Annotated in this window: 23 protein-coding genes; 21 read left to right on the top strand and 2 right to left on the bottom strand. The window is 53.3% G+C overall.

The features are described from left to right. Positions 1–394: 394 nt before the first annotated feature. The 7 genes from sufA (at position 395) to DRI82_RS12015 (ending at position 7,336) form a co-directional block, all read left to right on the top strand. Positions 395–763, top strand: a complete 369-nt coding sequence (gene sufA, locus DRI82_RS12045; RefSeq protein ID WP_114193934.1) for a Fe-S cluster assembly scaffold SufA — start codon at positions 395–397, stop codon at positions 761–763. A 14-nt stretch (positions 764–777) separates the two neighbouring features. Beyond that, entirely contained in the window at positions 778–2,304 is a 1,527-nt protein-coding gene (gene sufB / locus DRI82_RS12040; RefSeq protein ID WP_114193932.1) for a Fe-S cluster assembly protein SufB, read from the top strand. A gap of 67 nt (positions 2,305–2,371) precedes the next feature. Continuing rightward, entirely contained in the window at positions 2,372–3,118 is a 747-nt protein-coding gene (sufC, locus tag DRI82_RS12035) for a Fe-S cluster assembly ATPase SufC (RefSeq protein WP_114193930.1), read from the top strand. Next, the gene (gene sufD / locus DRI82_RS12030; protein ID WP_114193928.1) at positions 3,093–4,397 is read left to right on the top strand and encodes a Fe-S cluster assembly protein SufD; all 1,305 of its coding nucleotides are present in this window, start codon (positions 3,093–3,095) and stop codon (positions 4,395–4,397) included. Before sufC ends, sufD begins: the two co-directional genes overlap by 26 nt. Continuing rightward, the gene (gene sufS / locus DRI82_RS12025) at positions 4,394–5,614 is read left to right on the top strand and encodes a cysteine desulfurase SufS (RefSeq protein WP_114193926.1); all 1,221 of its coding nucleotides are present in this window, start codon (positions 4,394–4,396) and stop codon (positions 5,612–5,614) included. The genes sufD and sufS overlap by 4 nt, the downstream gene beginning before the upstream one ends. Positions 5,615–5,637: 23 nt before the next feature. Continuing rightward, positions 5,638–6,054, top strand: a complete 417-nt coding sequence (gene sufE / locus DRI82_RS12020) for a cysteine desulfuration protein SufE (protein ID WP_114193924.1) — start codon at positions 5,638–5,640, stop codon at positions 6,052–6,054. A gap of 250 nt (positions 6,055–6,304) precedes the next feature. Next, positions 6,305–7,336: a L,D-transpeptidase family protein gene (locus tag DRI82_RS12015; RefSeq protein ID WP_114193922.1), complete on the top strand. Its 1,032-nt coding sequence runs from the start codon at positions 6,305–6,307 to the stop codon at positions 7,334–7,336. A gap of 103 nt (positions 7,337–7,439) precedes the next feature. On the opposite strand, the gene DRI82_RS12010 is transcribed toward DRI82_RS12015, so the two are convergent. Further along, positions 7,440–7,676, bottom strand: a complete 237-nt coding sequence (locus DRI82_RS12010) for a major outer membrane lipoprotein (protein WP_114193920.1) — start codon at positions 7,674–7,676, stop codon at positions 7,440–7,442. Between the two features lie 296 nt (positions 7,677–7,972). Continuing rightward, on the bottom strand, positions 7,973–9,385 hold the full coding sequence (gene pykF, locus DRI82_RS12005; RefSeq protein ID WP_114193918.1) for a pyruvate kinase PykF: 1,413 nt from the start codon (positions 9,383–9,385) through the stop codon (positions 7,973–7,975). A 792-nt stretch (positions 9,386–10,177) separates the two neighbouring features. Here pykF and nrfA point away from each other — a divergent pair. The 14 genes from nrfA to ccmI all read left to right on the top strand — a co-directional run bounded on the left by nrfA (position 10,178) and on the right by ccmI (position 22,482). Beyond that, positions 10,178–11,551, top strand: a complete 1,374-nt coding sequence (nrfA, locus tag DRI82_RS12000; protein WP_245956829.1) for an ammonia-forming nitrite reductase cytochrome c552 subunit — start codon at positions 10,178–10,180, stop codon at positions 11,549–11,551. Positions 11,552–11,596: 45 nt separating this feature from the next. Next, positions 11,597–12,163 carry a cytochrome c nitrite reductase pentaheme subunit gene (nrfB, locus tag DRI82_RS11995; protein ID WP_114193914.1) on the top strand — a complete coding sequence of 189 codons (567 nt, stop codon included), beginning with the start codon at positions 11,597–11,599 and terminating at the stop codon, positions 12,161–12,163. Continuing rightward, entirely contained in the window at positions 12,160–12,831 is a 672-nt protein-coding gene (nrfC, locus tag DRI82_RS11990) for a cytochrome c nitrite reductase Fe-S protein (RefSeq protein ID WP_114193912.1), read from the top strand. Before nrfB ends, nrfC begins: the two co-directional genes overlap by 4 nt. Then, positions 12,828–13,790, top strand: a complete 963-nt coding sequence (gene nrfD, locus DRI82_RS11985) for a cytochrome c nitrite reductase subunit NrfD (RefSeq protein ID WP_114193910.1) — start codon at positions 12,828–12,830, stop codon at positions 13,788–13,790. Before nrfC ends, nrfD begins: the two co-directional genes overlap by 4 nt. Before the next feature lie 65 nt (positions 13,791–13,855). Next, positions 13,856–15,685 (top strand): heme lyase CcmF/NrfE family subunit, encoded by a 1,830-nt coding sequence (locus tag DRI82_RS11980; RefSeq protein WP_245956828.1) that lies wholly within the window; start codon positions 13,856–13,858, stop codon positions 15,683–15,685. Further along, positions 15,678–16,082 (top strand): heme lyase NrfEFG subunit NrfF, encoded by a 405-nt coding sequence (gene nrfF, locus DRI82_RS11975; protein WP_114193906.1) that lies wholly within the window; start codon positions 15,678–15,680, stop codon positions 16,080–16,082. The genes DRI82_RS11980 and nrfF overlap by 8 nt, the downstream gene beginning before the upstream one ends. Continuing rightward, positions 16,079–16,897, top strand: coding sequence for a heme lyase NrfEFG subunit NrfG (gene nrfG, locus DRI82_RS11970; RefSeq protein ID WP_114193904.1), 819 nt, complete (start codon positions 16,079–16,081; stop codon positions 16,895–16,897). Before nrfF ends, nrfG begins: the two co-directional genes overlap by 4 nt. Positions 16,898–17,172: 275 nt before the next feature. Beyond that, complete coding sequence (locus DRI82_RS11965; RefSeq protein ID WP_114193902.1) at positions 17,173–17,910, top strand: heme ABC transporter permease; 738 nt, start codon at positions 17,173–17,175, stop codon at positions 17,908–17,910. Further along, a complete protein-coding gene (gene ccmD, locus DRI82_RS11960; protein ID WP_114194153.1) occupies positions 17,910–18,179 on the top strand; it encodes a heme exporter protein CcmD in 270 nt (89 codons plus the stop codon). The genes DRI82_RS11965 and ccmD overlap by 1 nt, the downstream gene beginning before the upstream one ends. Continuing rightward, positions 18,176–18,655 carry a cytochrome c maturation protein CcmE gene (gene ccmE, locus DRI82_RS11955; RefSeq protein ID WP_114193900.1) on the top strand — a complete coding sequence of 160 codons (480 nt, stop codon included), beginning with the start codon at positions 18,176–18,178 and terminating at the stop codon, positions 18,653–18,655. The genes ccmD and ccmE overlap by 4 nt, the downstream gene beginning before the upstream one ends. Continuing rightward, positions 18,652–20,604 carry a heme lyase CcmF/NrfE family subunit gene (locus tag DRI82_RS11950; protein ID WP_114193898.1) on the top strand — a complete coding sequence of 651 codons (1,953 nt, stop codon included), beginning with the start codon at positions 18,652–18,654 and terminating at the stop codon, positions 20,602–20,604. The genes ccmE and DRI82_RS11950 overlap by 4 nt, the downstream gene beginning before the upstream one ends. After that, positions 20,601–21,158, top strand: coding sequence for a DsbE family thiol:disulfide interchange protein (locus DRI82_RS11945; RefSeq protein WP_114193896.1), 558 nt, complete (start codon positions 20,601–20,603; stop codon positions 21,156–21,158). The genes DRI82_RS11950 and DRI82_RS11945 overlap by 4 nt, the downstream gene beginning before the upstream one ends. Then, positions 21,155–21,616, top strand: coding sequence for a cytochrome c-type biogenesis protein (locus DRI82_RS11940; RefSeq protein WP_114193894.1), 462 nt, complete (start codon positions 21,155–21,157; stop codon positions 21,614–21,616). The genes DRI82_RS11945 and DRI82_RS11940 overlap by 4 nt, the downstream gene beginning before the upstream one ends. After that, positions 21,613–22,482 (top strand): c-type cytochrome biogenesis protein CcmI, encoded by an 870-nt coding sequence (gene ccmI, locus DRI82_RS11935; protein WP_114193892.1) that lies wholly within the window; start codon positions 21,613–21,615, stop codon positions 22,480–22,482. Before DRI82_RS11940 ends, ccmI begins: the two co-directional genes overlap by 4 nt. Positions 22,483–22,625: the final 143 nt, after the last annotated feature.

The raw sequence follows: 22,625 nt of genomic DNA, 5'->3' as shown, positions 1-22,625 counted from the left end.
GGCTGTTATGCTTATGAAGGATGGGGAGCGCGTTTTCCCTCTAAGGCGTTCAAACTGACAAAAAATAAGCCTGAAGCTTTAAGTAATCCTTATAGCCAGCGACAAATTCATAAATAGGTATTTTCGATGAATGTTTTATAATGGAGGAAATTTATACTGATTCACTACGCGGGTGAGAAATTGGCAACATAAAATTCACAAACTATTCAACAGCTTGTTTAGCACGTTTGTTTACATCAACTTTCCCGTGCTGAATTTATACTCAGGGATATGACCCGCAAAAGGGTGATTATCGCTATACCCTCTTAAAACAAGAGGTTGAAGTGATAATCATTATCACTAAGATGGTGATAAAGCACTAAACTAAAGAAGAGATCACTGTGAGGTATGACTGATGCAAACTGAAGTTGCAACGTTCTCACTGGAGGACAATCTGTGGCAGGGACTGACGATCACCGAGTCGGCAGCCAGACAGATTAAACATTTGATTAAGCAGGATCCTGACGTCAAGGGACTGCAACTGGCGGTGAAACAGTCCGGCTGCGCGGGTTTTACGTATGTGCTGGATCTGACCAAGACACCGGCCAGCGATGACCTGACTTTTGAACGCGACGGCGCGAAGCTATTTGTCCCGCTCAAAGCGATGCCTTTTATTGACGGTACCGAGGTGGATTTCGTCCGGGAAGGGCTGAATCAGATATTTAAATTCAATAACCCTAAAGCTCAGAACGCCTGCGGGTGCGGCGAGAGTTTTGGCGTTTAAGCGACGTAACCACCATGACACGAAGCAATGTAGAAATCCCGGATAGTGTGCAAGTCTGGGCCGGTGAAGAGAACTATAAAGAGGGTTTCTTCACCCAGTTGGCGACTGATGAACTGGCGTCTGGCATCAACGAAGACGTTGTACGGGCGATTTCGGCCAAAAGAAATGAACCAGAGTGGATGCTTGAATTCCGCCTGCAGGCTTATCACGCCTGGGTCAAAATGGAAGAACCCCATTGGTTGAAAGCGTACTACGCCCCGCTCGATTATCAGGACTATAGCTACTATTCCGCACCGTCTTGCGGCAGTTGTGATGACACTTGTGGTTCGCAACCTGGGGCCACGCAGGAACCCTCCGCTGCCGAAGCGCTCGGCGTTCCCGCCGTGGAAACCCACAAAAACTACCTGACCAGCGAAGTGGAAGAGGCGTTCAAACAGTTGGGCGTACCGGTTCGCGAAGGGGCGGAAGTGGCAGTCGACGCTATTTTTGACTCGGTGTCGGTAGCGACGACCTATCGCGGAAAACTCTCGGAGCAGGGCATTATTTTCTGCTCTTTCGGTGAGGCGATTCAGGAACATCCTGATTTGGTGCGCAAATATCTCGGCACCGTGGTACCAGCGCAGGATAACTTTTTTGCCGCGCTGAACGCGGCTGTCGCCTCCGACGGTACCTTCGTTTACGTCCCGAAAGGTGTGCGCTGCCCGATGGAGTTGTCGACCTATTTCCGCATCAATGCGGCCAAAACCGGTCAGTTCGAGAGAACTATCCTGATCGCCGATGAAGACAGCTATGTCAGCTACATTGAAGGCTGTTCCGCTCCCGCGCGTGACACCTATCAACTGCATGCGGCCGTCGTGGAAGTCATCCTGCACAAAAATGCCGAGGTGAAATACTCCACGGTGCAGAACTGGTTCTCCGGCAGCAAACAGAGCACCGGCGGTATCCTGAACTTCGTGACCAAACGTGCGCTGTGTGAAGGGGCTGGCTCGAAAATGTCCTGGACACAGTCTGAAACCGGTTCGGCGATCACCTGGAAATACCCGAGTGTGATCCTGAAAGGGGACAATTCGATTGGCGAATTCTTCTCGGTGGCGTTGACCAGCGGCAGCCAGCAGGCCGACACCGGCACCAAAATGATTCACATCGGCAAGAACACCAAATCCACCATTATTTCCAAGGGGATTTCTGCCGGGCATAGCCAGAATAGCTACCGGGGATTGGTGAAAATCCTGCCGGGTGCGGATAACGCCCGTAACTTTACCCAGTGCGACTCCATGCTGATTGGCCCTGACAGCGCAGCGCATACCTTCCCGTATGTGGAAGTGCGCAACAATTCTGCGCAGTTGGAGCATGAAGCCACCACATCAAAAATCGGTGATGACCAACTCTTTTACTGCCTGCAGCGCGGGATCAGTGAAGACGATGCGATTTCAATGATAGTTAACGGTTTTTGTAAGGATGTTTTCTCTGAGCTGCCGCTTGAGTTTGCGGTTGAAGCGCAGAAACTGCTGGCGATAAGCCTTGAGCACAGCGTCGGTTGATCGACCCGCAGCCCGGTCAGTAAGCCATTTATCAGAATTAAGCGCGCAGCGGCGCCGAAGGAAAGACATGTTAAGTATCAAAAATTTGAGAGTGAGTGTAGAGGACAATGAAATTCTGCGTGGGATTGATTTGCAGATTAATCCGGGCGAGGTGCACGCGATCATGGGGCCAAACGGCTCCGGCAAAAGTACGCTGTCTGCCACGCTGGCGGGGCGCGAAGATTATGAAGTGACTGACGGCAATGTGCTGTTCAAGGGGAAGGATCTGCTTGAGCTGGCCCCGGAAGAGCGTGCGGGTGAAGGTGTGTTCATGGCGTTCCAGTATCCGGTGGAGATTCCCGGCGTCAGCAACAACTTTTTCCTGCAAACCGCAGTGAATGCGGTGCGCAAGTACCGTGAACAGGAACCGCTGGATCGTTTTGACTTTGCCGATTTCATTGAAGAAAAAATTGAGTTGCTGAAAATGCCTGCCGATCTGCTGACCCGTTCGGTGAATGTGGGTTTTTCCGGTGGCGAGAAGAAAAGGAACGATATCCTGCAAATGGCTGCGCTGGAGCCTTCGCTGTGTATCCTGGATGAAACCGACTCCGGGTTGGATATCGATGCGCTGAAGATCGTTGCGAACGGCGTAAATGCGCTGCGTAATGGCAAGCGTGCTTTCATTATCGTTACGCACTACCAGCGCATCCTCGACTACATCAAACCTGATTTTGTTCACGTTCTGTCTCAGGGACGGATCGTTAAATCGGGAGATTTCACGTTAGTCAAACAGTTAGAGGAGCAGGGTTATGGCTGGCTTACCGACCAAGAGTAATCTACCACAAGCCGGTAATTCGCATGCCATGCAGCAGCTTTACCGACTGTTTGAAAGTCAGGGGGGTGAACAATCCTCGCATGCTCACGCGCACTGGCAACAGGTTTTGCGTCTGGGCTTCCCGCACGCCAAGCTGGAAAACTGGAAATATACACCTGTCGCCCCGCTGCTCGGCAATCAGTTCTTTTCGCCCGCCAGCCAAACCGTCAGCCGTGAACAAATTGATGCGCTGGCACTGCCGCTGGCCTCTTATCGGTTGGTGTTTATCGATGGGCGACTGTCTGCCGAGTTAAGCGACAGCGATCTGGGTGATTTTCAGGTGGAGGCCATTCCTGCGTCGCGTGCGGGCATGTTGCCTGAGCCGATCCAGTCTGAGGTCTTTTTACACCTGACGGAGAGCCTGAGCGAGCAGCCGCAGCTTATTCGTGTCGCGGCAGGCAAACAGGTCGACAAACCGCTCTACCTGTTGCATCTGAGTACTGGCCGTGACGCCGCGAAAGAGATCAATACGGCGCATCACCGTTATCATGTACAGATTGAGCGTGGCGCGCAGGCCGAGGTCATCGAACACTATGTCAGTCTGGGTGAGCAAGGGCATTTTACCGGTACCCGCCTGACGGTGGAGATTGGCGACAATGCCGAGTTCACGCATTGCAAACTGGCCTTTGAGAGCCAGGCCAGTTACCACTTCGCCCATAACGATCTGGTGGTGGGGCGCGATGCGAAAGTCACCAGCCACAGTTTCCTGCTGGGAGCCGGTTTGACCCGCCATAACACCAGCGCGCAGTTGAACGGTGAAAACAGCGTGTTGAACATTAACACACTGGTGTTGCCGATCGACAAAGAAATTTGCGATACCCGTACCTATCTCGAACACAACAAAGGGTACTGCCTAAGCCGCCAGTTGCACAAAGTGATCGTCCATGACAGCGCGAAAGCGGTGTTCAATGGCATGATCAAAGTCGCCAAGCATGCGTTGAAAACCGATGGGCAGATGACCAACAACAACCTGCTGTTGAGCAAGCAGGCGGAAGTGGACACCAAGCCGCAACTCGAAATTTACGCCGATGACGTAAAATGCAGCCATGGCGCGACGGTCGGGCGCATTGACGACGAACAACTGTTCTATTTACGTTCACGCGGCATCGATGTGGCAGCGGCGGAACAGATGATCATCTTTGCTTTTGCCGCCGCACTGACCGAGGCGCTGGGCGACGAAACCCTGCGTAATGTGGTGCTGGCGCGTATTACCGGACGTCTGCGTGGAGGTGTGCGATGACTTTTCCGCTTGAACGGGTGCGCAAGGATTTCCCACTGCTGAGCCGTGAAGTCAATGGACAACCGTTGGCCTATCTGGACAGTGCCGCCAGCGCGCAAAAACCGCGTCAGGTCATTGAGTGTGAAATGGATTTTTACCAGTATGGTTACGCCGCAGTGCATCGCGGCATTCACACGCTCAGCGTTGAAGCCACGGAAAAGATGGAAGCGGTGCGTGCTCAGGCAGCGGCTTTTATCAATGCGGCCTCCGCTGAAGAGATTATTTTCGTAAAAGGCTCGACCGAAGGGATTAATCTGGTTGCCAACACTTTCGGGCGTACTGCGCTGAAGGCGGGCGATCGCATCATCATTACCGAGATGGAGCACCACGCGAATATCGTGCCGTGGCAGATGCTGGCGCAAGAGCGCGGATTGCATCTCGATGTGTGGTACCTGACGGAGAAGGGCGAACTGGATCGTGATCAACTCGCGACGCTCATCACGCCGCAGACCAAATTACTGGCTATCACCCACGTTTCGAACGTTCTGGGTACGGTGAATCCGCTCGACGTCATTATCCCGCAAGCGAAAGCGGCAGGGCTGAAAGTGCTGGTGGATGGCGCTCAGGCGGTCATGCACCAGAGCGTGGATGTGCAGGCGCTGGATTGCGATTTCTACGTTTTCTCCGGTCATAAGCTGTATGGCCCGACCGGTATTGGTATTCTGTACGGCAAAGCGGCGCTGTTGGAAGAGATGCCACCGTGGGAAGGAGGAGGGTCGATGATTCGTCAGGTTAGCCTGACCGAAGGCACCACTTTTGTGCAGCCGCCATGGCGCTTCGAAGCCGGATCGCCAAATACCGCCGGGATCATGGGGCTGGGTGCGGCGATGGATTATGTGTCTGCACTGGGCCTGGATAATATCCACCGCTACGAACAGGCACTGATGAGCTACGCCCTTGAGGCATTGGCGCATGTGCCGGACTTGACGATTTATGGCCCTGAGATCCGGGCAGGGGTGATTGCCTTTAATTTAGGGCAACACCATGCGTATGATGTCGGCAGTTTTCTCGATCAATACGGTATTGCCATTCGCACCGGGCACCACTGCGCAATGCCGTTGATGTCATTCTATGGCGTACCGGCGATGTGCCGTGCCTCGTTGGCGATGTACAATACCCGCGAGGAAGTCGATCGTCTGGTGGCCGGGCTGCAACGCATTCATCGTTTGCTGGGCTAGGGTATACTTCAGGATATAATTTTATGGCAACGCTGCCAGATAAAGAAAAATTGCTGCGTAACTTTTCACGCTGCGTAAACTGGGAAGAGAAGTATCTGTATGTCATTGAGTTAGGCACGAAGTTACCCGCGCTCAGCGATAATTTCCGTCAGCAGAACAATCTTATTGCGGGATGTCAAAGCCAGGTTTGGATAGTGATGGAATCCACGCCAGAAGGTGACGTCGCGTTTTATGGCGACAGTGATGCTGCGATAGTGAAAGGGCTATTGACCATCGTGTTCATTCTCTATCAGGGAATGAATGCTGATGCGATTGTTGCCCTGGATGTGCGACCCTTTTTTACTGAACTTGAATTGAGCCAGCATTTGACCCCATCCCGCTCTCAGGGACTGGAGGCGATGATCCGCGCCATCCGCATTAAAGCCGCCCAGTTGGCGTGAGTATTCCACTGATAAGTTAATGCAACTAAACTTAAGCTAATTGCGAAAATGCTCATCCGTGACATCGCCTGATGTGCTGCGGATGAGCACACATTGTCTTTCCATTCTCTGCTGTTACTATGAGAGTGCCATCTGGCCTATCGGAAAGACGGCAAGTATTTTGGATATCTATGCTATTGAATATATAGGCTATAGGGATATGAATAGCTTCCTCTTAACCCAACTGTGTGAAGTGATGTAGGAATCAAGCATGAAATGTGCGTTAACTTTGACGGGATTACTTTTGACGGGCTGGCTGCTCGGCGGTGCAACGATCGCCAATGCCACCGAATATCCGCTGCCGCCTGCTGACAGCCGGCTGATCGGCGAAAATACGACGTATACCGTACCCAATGAGGGCCACTCGCTGGAGGCTATTGCCGCCAATTATAAAATTGGCCTGCTCGCGATGCTGGAAGCCAATCCGGGTACCGATCCATACCTGCCTACGCCGGGTTCTGTTTTGACCATTCCGACCCAAATGCTGCTGCCGAATACGCCGCGTGAAGGCATCGTGATCAATCTGGCCGAATTGCGTTTGTATTACTATCCGAAAGATCAGGACAAAGTGATCGTCTACCCGATCGGGATTGGCCAACTTGGGCGCAACACGCCAACCATGGTCACCTCGGTGAGTCAGAAAGTACCGAATCCGACCTGGACGCCGACCGCCAATATTCGTAAGCATTACCTGCAAGAGCAGGGGATTACCTTGCCTGCGGTGGTGCCAGCCGGGCCTGAAAATCCGATGGGACTTTTTGCGCTGCGCCTTTCGGCCAATGGTGGGGTCTATCTGCTTCATGGCACCAATGCCAACTTCGGTATCGGGATGCGCGTGAGTTCTGGCTGTATTCGCCTGCGCGCGGATGACATTGAAGCGCTGTTCAATTCCGTACCCAAAGGCACGCGGGTGCAGATCGTCAATGAACCGATTAAATATGCGATTGAACCGGACGGTAAACGCTATATCGAAGTCCATCAACCGCTGTCACGCACGGGCAATGATGATCCGCAAACCATGCCGATTACGCTGAGTGTCACGGCGAAGAAATTTATCGCGTCTTCTGAGACCAATGCTGATGAAGTGAAAAAAGCCATTACAAGGCGTTCTGGCATGCCGGTACTGGTAAGTCAGGGAACCGAGGCACCCGATCAGTTTCCGTCGCTCACAGCAACGCAGAGCGCCAATAATCAGCCTCATGCACCTATCACTGACATGAATAACGAAAACATTGTTCAATAGTGTGTGTTTGGTGATGGGGTTTCGCGATGAGTGAGAGAAGGGAACCCTGAAAAAAGGCAAAAAAAATGGCGCACCAGGCGCCATTTTTATTAACCAGGCCCGATTACTTTTTGTAAGCGGTAGCTTGGTTGTCCAGACGCTGGTTAGCGCGTGCTGCGTCATCTTTAGCTGCTTGAACGTCAGAACGGATTGCGTTCACGTCGTTGCTCAGTTGGTCAACTTTAGCGTTCAGAGTCTGAACGTCAGAAGACAGTTGGTCGATTTTAGCATTGCTTGAACAACCAGCCAGCATAGTAGAAGCCAGGATTACTGCGCCCAGTACCAGTTTAGTGCGATTCATTATTAATACCCTCTAGATTGAGTTAATCTCCATGTAGCGTTACAAGTATTACACAAAGTTTTTTCTAATGAGAATAAATTTTTGTATGGGAAGCGCTTTAATTTGATCGTTCGCTCAAAGAAGCATCTTCTTTTACAAAAAAGTTAAAAAAACCTGCGAAAACATGCTACTTCCATGGGATAAGTCTTATTTGCATTAAGTGCTTTATTTTTGCATTTCATACAAAATGCATTACTGCGCATAAAAAAAACGCCGCCGAAGACGGCGTTTTTAATTTGCATTTTGTCACGTCCTAATTACAGAACGTGCACAGATGCTGTATTAGTGGTACCGCTTGCCACGAGGGCACCGGACACCATCACCACTACATCACCCTTCTGAGCCAGACCGCTTTCCAGCGCGGCTTCTTTACCGATACGGTAGAAGTCGTCAGTGGAAGCAATTTCTTTTACTAACTGAGTAATAACACCTTTGCTCAGGATCAGCTGGCGTGCTGTTACGTCATTTGTTGTCAGCGCGAGGATGGTAGCATGCGGAAAGTATTTACGCACTGCTTTAGCGGATTTACCACCACTTGTCGCAACAACAATCAACGGAGCGTCTAATTTTTCAGCAGTTTCAACGGCGCCACGGCACACTGCTTCGGTAATACGCAGTTTGCGGTTGTCGTTGATGGCGTCGATGCGGCTTGGCATAACGCGGTCAGTACGCTCGCAGATGGTCGCCATGATGGTAACGGATTCCAGTGGGTATTTACCCTTGGCGCTTTCACCTGACAGCATCACCGCATCAGTACCATCAAGAATGGCGTTCGCAACGTCACCGGCTTCTGCGCGGGTAGGACGTGGGTTTTTGATCATGGAATCAAGCATTTGGGTCGCAGTAATAACGACTTTACGTGCACGGTTACATTTCTCGATCATCATTTTCTGCGCGAAAATCACTTCTTCAACCGGGATCTCGACGCCCAGGTCACCACGGGCAACCATGATACCGTCGGAAGCTTCCAGGATTTCGTCAAAGTTGTTCAGACCTTCCTGGTTTTCGATCTTGGAGATGATCTGGATGTTTTCGCCGCCGTGGGCTTTCAGATGCTCACGGATTTCCAGTACGTCGGAACGTTTACGGATAAAAGAGGCCGCAACGAAATCAACGCCTTGCTCGCAACCGAAGATCAGGTCACGTTTGTCTTTTTCAGCCAGTGCAGGCAACTGAATGGAAACGCCTGGCAGGTTAACGCCTTTGTTCTCACCCAGATCGCCATTGTTCAGCACTTTACAGATAACTTCGGTTTCGGTGACTTCAGTCACTTCCATGCCGATCAAGCCATCATCAACCAGAACAGTGTTGCCAATTTTCAGGTCAGCACAGAAACCGTTATAGGTCACAGCTACGCGGGAATTGTCACCGATAACGCTCTGATCTGTCGTGAAGGTAAATGTTTGTCCGGCAACCAGCGGTGCATCTTGGCCACCGTTAAGTTTCATGGTGCGGATTTCCGGACCTTTGGTGTCCAGCAGGATGCCCGCTTTTTTGCCGGTGTTTTCCATAACAGCACGGATATTCTTGATACGTTGACCATGCTCTTCATAGTCGCCGTGAGAGAAGTTCAGACGCATAACGTTCATACCTGCAGTCAGCAGGCTGGTCAGCATCGCTTCGGATTCAGTTTTCGGGCCGATGGTACAAACAATTTTAGTCTTTTTCATGACGGAGTTTTCTACAAGTTGTGATGGATAGAATTCTGGTTTGCCTGACGGCTGAGGCCATCAGCGTGGAATTGAGTCTTAGCTGGCTGCGGCGAAATATAACTAAGGATAGGTGACCGCAGCAAAAAGGGTATGGAAAAGTGGTGCCGGTATACGGCTATCTGGTCGATACAAGACCGGGTCAGTCGAAGGAGTAATTTTATATCGTATCGGCAGATCAAGGTGCTGAAACCATTCAATTGAAATGACGTTTCGTATTATAGTAGGTAAGCGCCGGGGAAACAAAATAAAAATCAGCTTCGGCAGCGCTAAAGCCATAAAAGATGATAAATGTCGCGCAAATGAACATTTTCAGCGTGCTTTGTTGCGCAAATGCATGAGATTTTGTGCTGTTTTTTGTGATTTATTGCGTCCATTTTTTTTCCTCACCAAAAGTTTCCTCCCCTGCGTTAGCTTTAAACTCGGGCCAACGACGCCATACAGTCCTAACTTCATATTTGCCAGATGAGGAAATTTGAACCTCCTCATAAATTTATCTAAACATTTTCTTATTTCTCGCTACATGTGAACAAAGACACTAACTATAGTGTGGTTATTTGATAAGAGTAGCGAGTAAGTGTCGTTTGAGCGATGTCATGACGGTATTTGTGGTTTCTGTCATGTAGGGAAACAAAAACCACCGCCTGCTGGTGACTGACCCAACAGGCGAATAACAATGGATAAAAATTCATGCTCAGGATAAGCGCGATAGTCCCCTACCTATGGGGTATGTTAGCCAGTCTCTTTCTATTAATGCCGGCCCATGCTGCCGACGCCGTTGTGCCAGCCCCTTCCGCACCGGTGGAAGCCAAAAACTCGACATTCGTCGATAAACACCCCGATCAGTTCAGTTCCTGGAAAGCCACCAGTGAGCAGTCCGAACGGAGCGATGCGTTGGGCGAAGACCCCAGAATGGTGATCCTCTGGGCTGGATATCCCTTCTCCAGAGATTATAACAAGCCGCGCGGCCATGCTTACGCGGTGACTGACGTTCGTGAATCGTTGCGTACCGGTGCGCCAAAGACCGCAGAAGATGGCCCTCTGCCGATGGCCTGCTGGAGTTGTAAAAGCCCGGATGTCGCCCGGTTGATTCAAAAAGAGGGCGAAGAGGGGTATTTCCATGGTAAATGGGCGCGAGGCGGACCAGAAATTGTCAACGATCTGGGGTGTGCAGATTGCCACAATACCGCTTCCCCTGAATTTGCCCAGGGCAAGCCAGCGCTGACGATATCCCGCCCTTACATTGAGCGCGGTTTGGTGTCGATTGGTAAACCTTTTGACAAGGCCAGCAATAACGATAAGCAATCGATGGTATGCGCACAGTGTCATGTCGAGTATTACTTCTCAGGCGCGGATAAGGCAGTGAAGCTCCCATGGGACGACGGCACACGCGTCGAAGACATGGAAAAATACTACGACACCATCGCCTTCTCTGACTGGACTAACTCGCTTTCCAAGGCACCGATGGTGAAAGCCCAGCATCCGGAATATGAAACATGGCGAACTGGCATTCACGGCAAGAACAATGTGAGTTGTGTCGATTGCCATATGCCGAAGGTTCAGAACACACAGGGCAAATTGTACACCGACCATAAAATTGGCAATCCGTTTGATAAATTCGGCCAGACCTGTGCGAATTGCCATACACAGGATAAAGCGACCCTGCAAGATATTGTTGCTGAGCGTAAGGCGGCAATTCAGGCACTGAAGCTGAAAGTGGAAAACCAACTGGTTCATGCCCATTTTGAAGCCAAGGCGGCCTGGGACGCGGGTGCGACGGAAGCGGAAATGAAGCCGATTCTGACGGATATCCGCCATGCCCAGTGGCGTTGGGACCTGGCTATCGCCTCCCATGGCATCCATATGCATGCCCCGGAGGAGGGATTGCGCATTCTCGGTTCGGCACTGGATAAAGCAGCCGATGCGCGAACCAAACTGGTACGCCTACTGGCGACGAAGGGCATTACAGAGGAAATCCAACTGCCGGATATTTCTACCAAAGAGAAAGCCCAGCAGGCGGTAGGACTCAACATGCAGCAAATTACCGCCGAGAAACAGGATTTCTTGGAAACGGTAGTGCCTCAGTGGGATGAGCAGGCGCGTAAAGCAGGGCTACTGAGCCAATAAACCCCTTTCCGCTCCTTTTAGGGGCGGTTGATTAGTGGAGTGAATATGAGCGTATTACGTTCGTTATTAACTGCCGGGGTGCTGGCGTCAGGCATGCTTTGGGCATTGCCAGGGCTGACTCAGCCCGCTCCTCAGGCAGAAACTGGGCAACGGTGGACGGTAACGCAGCAGCGCAATCCTGATGAGGCTTGCCTGAAATGCCATAAGCCGGAACAGGAGGGTATGCAGGGTAAACACGCTTCGGCAGTGAATCCTCATAACCAACTGCCGTTGACCTGCACCAATTGTCATGGCAATCCATCGTTGCATCACCGCGAGGGGGTTAAAGACGTGATGCGTTTTAACTTCCCGATGTTTACGGTTGAGCAACAAAATAGCGTTTGTATGTCGTGCCATTTACCGGATCAATTGCAGAAAGCGTTCTGGCCGCATGACGTGCATGTGACGAAAGTGACTTGCGCCAGTTGCCATCAGTTGCATCCGAAACAGGACACGATGCAGACGTTGAACGATAAATCACGCATCAAACTGTGCGTGGATTGCCATAGCGATCAACGAGATAACCCGAACTTCAATCCTGCCTCGGTTCATCTGGGTGAGAGGCAGCCATGAGTTGCTCTCGCCGGCAATTCATTACCCGCCTGGGGGCGCTGGCCGCGGTAAGCGGTGCGGCAGGCCAGGTTGTTGCACGCACGCTTGAGATTAACGGCGTCCGCTACGGCATGATCCATGACGAGTCGTTATGTATCGGCTGTACTGCGTGCATGGAAGCCTGTCGCGAAGTCAATCTGGTGCCGGAAGGGGTGTCGCGCCTGACGATCGTGCGCAGCGAACCAATAGGGGAGTTCCCTGACGTAAAATATCGCTTTTTCCGCAAATCATGTCAGCACTGTGACAATGCGCCCTGCGTGGACGTGTGTCCTACCGGGGCCTCATTTCGCGATGCCGCCAGCGGTATTGTGGATGTGAATCCGGATTTGTGCGTAGGGTGCCAGTACTGTATCGCCGCCTGTCCTTATCAGGTGCGCTTTATCCATCCACAAAACAAGACGGCCGATAAGTGCGATTTTTGCCGCAAGACGAATCTGCAGCAAGGCAAACTCCCTGCGTGCGTGTCGGCCTGTCCGACGAGCGCCTTGACGTTTGGTAACCTTGATGATCCCGACAGCCAGATATCCCGCATGCTGCGGCAAAAAAACACCTATCGCTTCAAAATTGCCTTGGGCACCCGACCCAAGGTATACCGCGTACCCTTTAAATACGGGGAGATTTCTCAATGACGCCCGTTTCCTCAAGTGCCTTTCATTTTGACTCCCTGGTCTGGGATTGGCCGATAGCGATTTACCTGTTTTTGGTCGGCATTTCGGCAGGACTGGTGACGCTGGCGGTGCTGTTACGACGTTATCATCCGGCGCAGGGAACGGCAGAAAGCACTTTGCTGCGCACTACGCTGATCGTCGCGCCGAGTACCATTATTCTGGGCTTGCTGATTCTGGTTTTCCACCTGACTCGCCCGTGGACATTCTGGAAACTCATGTTCCATTTCAGCGTTACGTCCGTGATGTCGATGGGGGTGCTGCTGTTTCAAGCCTATATGCTGGTTATGGTGCTGTGGTTGGCCAAGGTGTTTGAAAAAGACCTTATTGTGCTGCAACAACGCTGGCTGCCAAGGCTGAATATTGTCAAAAAGATACTTAACTGGCTGACGCCGGTGCAGAAATCCCTGGAAATCCTGCTGCTGGTGCTGGCGGTTATGCTGGGGGCGTACACCGGATTCCTGCTTTCGGCGCTGAAGTCCTACCCCTTACTGAATAACCCGATTTTGCCGGTACTGTTCTTGTTCTCTGGGATCTCTTCTGGCGCGGCGGTGGCGCTTATCGCCATGACGTATCGCAGCCGTCACAACCCGCACAGTGAAGAAGCGCACTTCGTCCATCGTATTGAAACACCGATCGTCTGGATGGAAATTTTCTTGCTGGTGGCGTTTTTTGTCGGTTTGGCGCTGGGCGACGACGGAAAAACACGGGCGCTGGCCGCGGCGCTTGGCGGTGGATTCTGGGCATGGTGGTTTTGGCTGGGGGTCGTGGGGTTGGGACTGGTCACGCCTTTACTCCTCAAGTCATGGGCTAACCGCTTGCAATCGCCCTACGGGGTGCTCGCGGTCAGCGCCATGAGTCTCGCTGGGGTGCTGTTCTTGCGATTTTTCATCCTCTATGCCGGACAGTTGACGGTAGTGTGAGCAGGGTTAGCGGAACGTTGGGACTGCTATTGCCAGAGGCAGGGTTTGTCGCGCTATTGATCGCCATGGCGATCTGCGTGGCAATAGGGACATATACGCTGGCGGGATATATTTTCCGCTGGCGTCGTTTCCAACGCATCGTGGCGTGCTGGACGCTGGCACAATTTGGAGTACTCCTGTTTGCTTTTGCCATACTGGCGCTGTGCTTCGTTCAGGATGATTTTTCCGTGAATTATGTGGCACAGCACAGTCATCGCGATTTACCCCTGGGGTTAAAGATCGCGGCGGTGTGGGGCGGACATGAAGGATCGCTGCTGTTGTGGGTGTTATGCCTGTCCGGGTGGAGTGCCGCGTTTGCCTGCCGCTACTTCCGCGCAACTGATCCCCTGTTTCCGCTCACGCTTGCCGTTCTCGCCACCATCGCCGCCGCTCTGCTGGCCTTTATTCTGCTGTTTTCCGATCCCTTCGTCCGCCTCTTTCCTCCCGCAATCGAGGGGCGGGATCTCAACCCTATGTTGCAGCATATCGGTCTCATTCTTCACCCTCCTTTATTGTATCTGGGTTATGGCGGGCTCATGGTCAGCGCCGCACTGACGCTGGCTGCGTTGATCCACGGCGAGTTCAATGCTGCGGTCGCCTGGCTTTGTTGGCGCTGGGCGTTACCCGCCTGGTGTGCGCTGACATCAGGCATCTTGCTGGGGTCATGGTGGGCTTACAGCGAGCTGGGGTGGGGCGGCTGGTGGTTCTGGGATCCAGTCGAAAACGCGTCGCTGCTTCCCTGGCTCACGTCCAGCGCGCTGCTGCATAGCCTTTTTGTGACCCGGATGCGGGGGATATATCGCCACTGGTCGCTGTTGCTGGCGATCCTGACGTTTATTTTATCCCTGCTGGGCACGCTGATTGTTCGTTCCGGTATTCTGGTTTCGGTACATGCCTTTGCACTCGATAACGACAGGGCGGTGCCGTTGTTTATCCTGTTTGCGTTGTTGAGTTTTCTCGCCTTGCTGATTTATGGCTGGTGTGCCAAAGGCGGGCGACCCGTCGCAATTTATACCGGCTGGTCGCGGGAAACGGCGATACTTCTTACGTTGTTATTATTCAGTGCTGTCACGCTGGTCGTACTGTTAGGCACGCTCTACCCAATGATTTATGGGCTGATGGGATGGGGCCGGATATCGGTTGGCGCACCCTATTTTAATCGAACGCTACTGCCTTTCGGCGTCCTCATGCTGTTGGTGATCGGGTTTTCGGCGGGGGGGTACTGGAAACACAGCAACAGAGGGAGCGCCAGGCGTTTGGCTGCCACACTGGCAACGGCGGGAATAACGGCAGCTGTTTTCTGGGGTCAAGGGGCGGTACTGGCACTGGCTGCTGGCGTGATTGGTTGGGTCTTGGCTATGCAATGGATTCAGCCATTGGCCGCGATATATCGCCAATTGCCCGCGCTGGTGGCGCATACCGGCGTGGCATTGATGGCACTGGGCATCGTTTTCTCGGCGGGGAGCCGAGAGGAAATCAGCGTCAACGTAACGCAGGGAGAGACGGTCGTGCTGGATGACTACCAGTTCCATTTTCAACAACTGACGTTGAACGCGGTTCAGAATTACACCACGGAACAGGCGACGATTGATATTTATCGTGATGGAAAACGGGTCGCCAGCGTGATACCTGAACGCCGTTATTACAGCGCGCGCAATCAGCAGATGATTGAACCCGGCGTTGCCTGGAACGTGTTCAGGGACTGGTATGTCGTGATGGGGGAAAAAACCGGTGAAAATCGTTATGCCATGCGCTTTTGTATACAGATCGGCATTCGCTGGATCTGGTGCGGCGGCATATTGATGATGGCGGGCGCCCTGCTGGGATGGCACCGGGGGAGAAAAGCGGATGGCTAAAATAATTGCGCTCCTGGTGATGCTGTTGACGTCTTCCACTGTGCAGGCGCAGATCGTTGACACCTGGGCGTTTTCCACGCAGGCACAGAGGCAAAGCGCGATGAAAATTGCCGGGGAATTGCGTTGCCCGCAGTGTCAGAACCAGAACCTGCTGGAGTCGAATGCGCCGGTCGCCGTCAGTATGCGCCGTGAAGTGTTTGCCATGGTTGAGCAGGGAAAAAATGAGTCGGAAATCATGACGTTTATGACTCAGCGTTACGGTGACTTTGTGCAGTACAACCCGCCATTGAAAATGCAAACCGGCCTACTCTGGGTGACCCCACTGCTGTTGCTGTTAGCGATTATCGCGATTATGTGGTGGGTGATGCGCCGACAGAACAGGAGATCGCGTCGATGATCCTGATAGCTGCGCTGTTGGTGTTGCTGGCAGCCGTGCTTTTATGGCCGCTCTTTTTCACTGAGCGGCACAGCGACGAAGGAAAGCTACAACGGTTGTCTGACAATATCTGGCATTTTCAGCGCGATCAGGCCGGTAAACTGTTGGCAGAAAACGAGGCGGAACAATTTTGCCGGGAACTGGTGCACGATCTGCCATTGACCCCGCAACCTGCTCCATTGAGCCATCAGCCTGTACCGCGTTTACCGGTAATTCTTGCGGTAGTAATGATATTTTCGGTCAGCGCTGGACTCTATATGTTGAGTCCACGAATAGCCCAGGTACGGGTGGAACAGCAGCGACTGGCTGATCCACTGCATGCCTTCAGCGTTGCCGATCAACAGGAAAAACAGCTTGTCGCGTTACAACATAAAATTCGTGAGAATCCGCAGGACAGCGCGCTGTGGGCCGAACTGGGTGAATATTATCTCTACAGCAATGCGTATGAAAATGCGTTGACTGCCTACCAGCGGGCGTTGCTGCTGCGCGGGGAGAATGGCGAGTTGTATTCGGCATTGGCGACGGTGCTTTATTATCAGGCGGGGCAGAATATGACGCCTCAGGCGCAGGCGATGATTGATAAAGCGCTTGCGCAGGATGCGAATGAAGTTACGGCGCTAATGCTATTGGCGTCAGATGCCTTTATGCGGACAGAGTATGCCCAGGCGATAACGATTTGGCAGCGTCTGCTGGACACATACAGCCCGCGCATCAATCGTGTTCAATTGTTAGAGGCGATTAATACCGCGAAACTCCTGCAAAACAGCCAGGAATAGCGCGTGGTTACCTGCGCAGTGGGGACGGTTTCCATTTGTTGGCCGCGCTTCGTTTATTCATTTTATTGATCTCAATAAAGAAATTACCTCTTTCTGGGTAGTGTTTTCGAGAGGACGAGCGTCGAGTACCAGGGGGCGCTATGGTATGCTAAAACCATTAATAGTGTAAGGCTTTGTAACTTGGAAACCACCGGTCTGCCGACAGGTATTTATCGTCCTACCCACATGTTCATCGCACGACAGGGAAGGGATCTCAGCATGGAGAGCAATTGATTATGTCGAAAACCTCATCTCAGCAGACACAGCCACAGCGTATTTATCGCCTTTGTGAAAGGCTCGTTCCCTGGTTGGGGATGCTCAGCGCAGCGCTATTGCTCGGCGGCTGCCTGTGGGGTTTCGTGTTCGCCCCCGCTGATTACCAGCAAGGGCAAGCCTATCGCATCATTTATCTGCATGTTCCCGCGGCAATCTGGTCGATGGGGGTATATGCCGCGATGGCAGTTGCTGCACTCATCAGCTTGGTCAGGCAGTCAAAAATGGCAGAGCTGGTTGTTGCCGCGATGGCGCCCGTAGGTGCGGTGTATACCTTCATTGCGCTGACAACAGGATCGACCTGGGGCAAGCCGATGTGGGGAACCTGGTGGGTCTGGGACGCCCGCCTGACGTCGGAGCTGGTGTTGCTGTTTCTCTATGCAGGCGTCATTGCGCTCTATAACGCCTTTGACGATCGCCGTTTGGCCGGGCGTGCCGCAGGAATTCTGGTGCTGGTGGGCGTAGTGAATTTGCCCATTATTCATTATTCGGTTGAGTGGTGGAACACCTTGCATCAGGGATCGACCAATATGCAGAGAACGCTCGATCCCGCGATGCGCATGCCGCTGCGAATGATGATATTCGGCTTTATGAGTCTGTTTGTTACCCTGTCACTGATACGGCTGGGGAATTTGATTCTGGCGCAGCAACGTGCGTGCGGCTGGGTGGCGAAACTGGCCAACAAGGGAGGCATGGCATGATGAACACAGCGTTTACTGGCTGGCAAGATTTCTTCGCGATGGGCGGTTATGCCTTTTATGTCTGGTTGGCCGCCGCCTTGACCCTATTGCCATTGAGCGCCCTTGTTGCCCACACGCTATGGCAAAGGCGTACTTTGCTACGCGACATTCGCCACCAAAGGGCTCGTGACATCCGCCGGGAAAAGGCACGCGATGTCAGCCACCAGGGGGCACACGAGCAGCGAAAACTCACGCCATTGCAGGGTGAGACGTCGGGGGGAGATCAATGAGCTTACCTGCGAAAACTCGCCTCTATGGCATTGTGGCCATTATCTGCGGAGTTGTGGTGACGGTAGCGTTAATGCTCTATGCGCTGCGTTCCAATATCGATCTGTTTTATACCCCTGGCGAAATTCTTTACGGTAAAAATGAAACCCAGCAGAAACCGACGCAGGGGCAGCGTCTGCGCATCGGTGGCATGGTCATGCCCGGCAGCGTGCAGCGTGACAGTCAGGGTTTGCAGGTTCATTTCACATTGTATGATGCCCGGGGCGAAGTGAAGGTCAGTTATCAGGGAATACTGCCCGACCTGTTCCGCGAGGGGCAGGGTGTGGTAGCGCAAGGTGTGCTGGAGTCTGAGACACATATCGTCGCCCAGGAAGTGCTTGCGCGGCATGATGAAAACTACACGCCGCCGGAAGTAAAAGCCGCCATGGATGAGCAGCATCAACACGCTCCCGCCATCAAAGGGGGCAATCGCATATGATGCCTGAAGTGGGGAATTATCTGCTCTGTCTGGCGCTCGGGGTGGCGTTGCTGTTGAGCGTTTATCCGCTCTGGGGGGCATCGCGTCAGGAGGCGCGTCTGATGGCATTGGCGCGCCCTCTCGCCTGGGCCCTGTTCGCCTGTATTCTGGGCGCATTTCTTATTCTGGTGTATGCGCTGGTCATCAATGATTTCACCGTTCTCTACGTGGCGAATAACTCGAACCGTGCCTTGCCGGTCTGGTATCGCATTGCCGCCGCGTGGGGGGCGCATGAAGGATCGCTGCTGCTTTGGGTGTTGTTGATGAGTGGATGGACCTTTGCGGTGGCGATATTCAGCCGCGCAATGTCGACAGAGGCCGTGGCGCGGGTGCTTGCCGTGATGGGAATGATCAATGTCGGTTTTTTGTTGTTCATTCTGCTGTCGTCCAATCCTTTCACCCGCACGCTGCCGGATTATCCGATCGATGGTCGCGATCTCAATCCGTTGCTGCAAGATGTCGGGCTGATCTTCCATCCGCCGCTGCTCTATATGGGGTATGTCGGATTTTCAGTGGCCTTTGCTTTTGCGGTGGCCTCATTGTTGGCAGGAAGATTGGACAACGCCTGGGCCCGTTGGTCGCGCCCGTGGACTCAGGCGGCCTGGGTATTTCTGACGCTAGGTATCGTCCTCGGTTCGGCATGGGCCTATTACGAATTAGGGTGGGGCGGATGGTGGTTCTGGGATCCCGTGGAAAACGCCTCGCTGATGCCGTGGCTGGTAGGGACGGCGTTGATGCATTCGCTGGCGGTCACCGAGAAGCGCGGCAGTTTTAAAGCCTGGACCGTATTGCTGGCGATAGGCGCATTCTCGCTCTGTCTGCTGGGTACATTTCTGGTGCGCTCCGGGGTGCTGGTCTCGGTACACGCCTTCGCCTCGGATCCGGCGCGAGGCATGTTTATCCTCGCGTTTCTGGTCATCGTCATCGGCGGTTCCCTGCTGTTGTTCGCCATCAAAGGCAATCGGGTACGGGCGCGGGTGAGCAATACGCTTTGGTCGCGCGAATCTTTTCTGCTGGGCAATAATCTATTGCTGGTTGCGGCGACGCTGGTGGTGTTGCTGGGAACGCTGTTGCCGTTGGTGCATAAACAACTGGGGCTGGGCAGTATTTCTATCGGCGCGCCGTTCTTCAATATTATGTTCAGTACGTTGATGGCGCCGTTTGCACTGCTGTTAGGGATTGGGCCACTGGTGCGTTGGCGGCGTGATGAGCCCAAAAAACTGCGTCGCCTGTTGGTTATCGCGCTGATCGTCACTGCGGCCCTGTCTTTTCTGCTTCCGTGGTTGTTGCAAGACACCATTATGGCCATGACCGTGGTCGGATTATCGATGGCGATATGGGTGTTTGTGCTGACGCTGGTTGATGTGTATAGCAACGCCACCCGCCGACAGGGGTTTTGGCGCGGCCTGACGGGGCTGTCGCGCAGTCAGTGGGGCATGGTGTGCGGCCACGTTGGCCTGGCGGTAACGGTGGTGGGGATCGCCTTCAGCCAAAACTACAGCATTGAGCGCGATGTTCGAATGAATACGGGAGATAGTGTCTTTATCCTCGATTATCGCTTCACATTCCAGGGCGTTCGCGATGTTGTTGGCCCCAATTGGCAGAGTGGCGAAGGCACTCTCGAGGTGACGCGCAACGGCAAAGCGGAAGCCACCTTGCAGACTGAAAAACGTTTCTACAATAACAGCGGCATGATCATGACGGAAGCCGCGATAGATGCCGGAATTACGCGAGATCTCTATGCGGCATTGGGCGAAGAGATGGACGACGGCAGTTGGGCGTTACGGCTCTATTATAAGCCCTTCATGCGCTGGATTTGGTACGGCGGTGCATTAATGGCGTTCGGCGGCGTGCTGTGCATGCTGGATCCGCGCTACCGCCTGCGACGCACCGATCGGGAGGCGTCATGAGCCGCAAGATGCTGTTTATTCCCTTGATTCTATTTTTATTGCTCTCCTTTGCCCTGCTGTGGCAGTTGATGCGCAACAGTGAGGGTGACGATCCGATGCGGCTGGAATCGGCCCTGATCGGCAAACCGATCCCACCCTTCAAGCTTGAGGCACTGGAGCACCCGGGAAAAATTCACAACCAATCTGAGCTGATCGATGGCAAACCCCTCTTGTTGAATGTCTGGGCGACCTGGTGCCCGACGTGCCGCGCAGAACACCAGTTCCTCAACACGCTGGCGGCGCAGGGGATACGTGTGGTTGGCATGAACTATAAAGACGACCGGCAAAAAGCCATCACGTGGCTGAATGAGCTGGGGAATCCTTATGCGATGAGCCTGTTTGACGGTAACGGCATGCTGGGGCTGGATCTGGGCGTGTACGGTGCGCCGGAAACCTTTCTGATCGATGGATGCGGCATTATCCGCTTCCGTCATGCGGGCGATCTCAATGCGCAAGTGTGGCGGGAAACGTTGCAACCACTCTGGGAAAAGTACAGCGAAGGGAGCTGCGCATGAAAATGATCGGTTTTCTTGGTGCGTTACTGCTGTCATTCAGTGCGCTGGCCTCGTCGGATGCCTGGCACTTCGAAAATGAGGCGCAGGAACAGCAATTCCGTGAGTTGACCACGCAATTACGTTGCCCGAAATGTCAGAACAACAGTATCGCCGACTCGAATTCAATGATTGCCACTGATATGCGACAAAAAGTGTATGAGTTGATGCAAGAGGGACAGACCAGACAGCAAGTTATCGATTATATGATTGATCGCTATGGTTATTTTGTTACCTATGAACCGCCCGTCACGCCCGTGACGGTGTTGCTTTGGTTGCTGCCGGCCCTGTTTCTGCTGGTAGGCGGCGGGATGATCTTTCGCCGCGCCCGTCGCCACCAGCGCGACGAACCGTCGACACTGAGCGAGCAGGAGAAAAAGCGGTTACAGGCGCTGTTGACAGGCAAGGAGAAACGGCAATGATGCTGCTGGTAACGACAATTATTCTTTCGCTTCTGGCGCTTTCGGCGCTGTTGCTTGCGCCCTGGTCAACGCAGGGTGAACGCGATCGGGATGCGATAAATCGGGCGCTATATCATGACCGCCTGCGCGAACTTGCCGTGGATAATACCAACGACGCCGAGCGCGCGGGTATGGTTGAAGAACTCCAGCACAGCTTATTGCAGGATATCCCCGGTGAATCTGCGGTGCGGGCACGCCCCTTGCCCCGCTGGGTGCTACTGCCGGGGATCCTGTTGCTGGTGGCCGTCAGCCTTGGACTGTTTTGGCAAACATCGAGCGTCAATCAGGTGCAGGAGTGGCGGCGGGTAGTTGACCTGACGCCGGAACTGATGAAACGCGTGATGGATCCGCAGGCGGAACAACTCACCATCGAAGACGTGGCGCTCCTTGGCCTGGGTCTGCGCAGTCAACTGGAAGATCATCCCAACAATCCACAGGATTGGTGGTTGCTTGGCCGCATTGCCGGAGCGCTGAACAATGCCGAAATGGCGGCTCAGGCGCTGACCCGCGCCTATCAGCTTGATCCACAAAATGAAGAGCTTAAACTCGATTATGCCGAATTCCTGTTGCGCTCCAGCAATCCGCGGGAAAACCTGCGCGGCGGGGAAATGCTGCGCGAACTGCAGCATTCCGGTACGACAAATGTACGGGTGTTGAGCCTGCTGGCGTTCAATGCGTTTGAAGGTCAACGTTATCAGGAAGCCATCGACGCCTGGCAAAGCATGTTGCGGGTGTTGCCGCAAAACGATACGCGCCGGGCGGTGATTGAACGCAGTATCAGCCAGGCCCAGGCGGCATTGGCGTCGGGTGCCTCAACAGGCGGTTGATAAGCCTCTCTTGAACACATCGTGCAGGGTTTTAATGTGTATCGGGATAGGTTTTAACGTGTATCGGGATAAGGCCGTGGTGAGTGGGATTTGACGCACGCGTGGCGAAAAAAAGCGGGGAGGGCGTTAGCCGATCCCCGCAT

Origin of the sequence: Edaphovirga cremea (assembly GCF_003332275.1) — a bacterium.
Classification (GTDB): Bacteria; Pseudomonadota; Gammaproteobacteria; order Enterobacterales; family Enterobacteriaceae; genus Edaphovirga; species Edaphovirga cremea.
The sequence above is the reverse complement of the archived record's forward strand: the minus strand, read 5'-3'. Positions and strand labels throughout refer to the sequence as shown.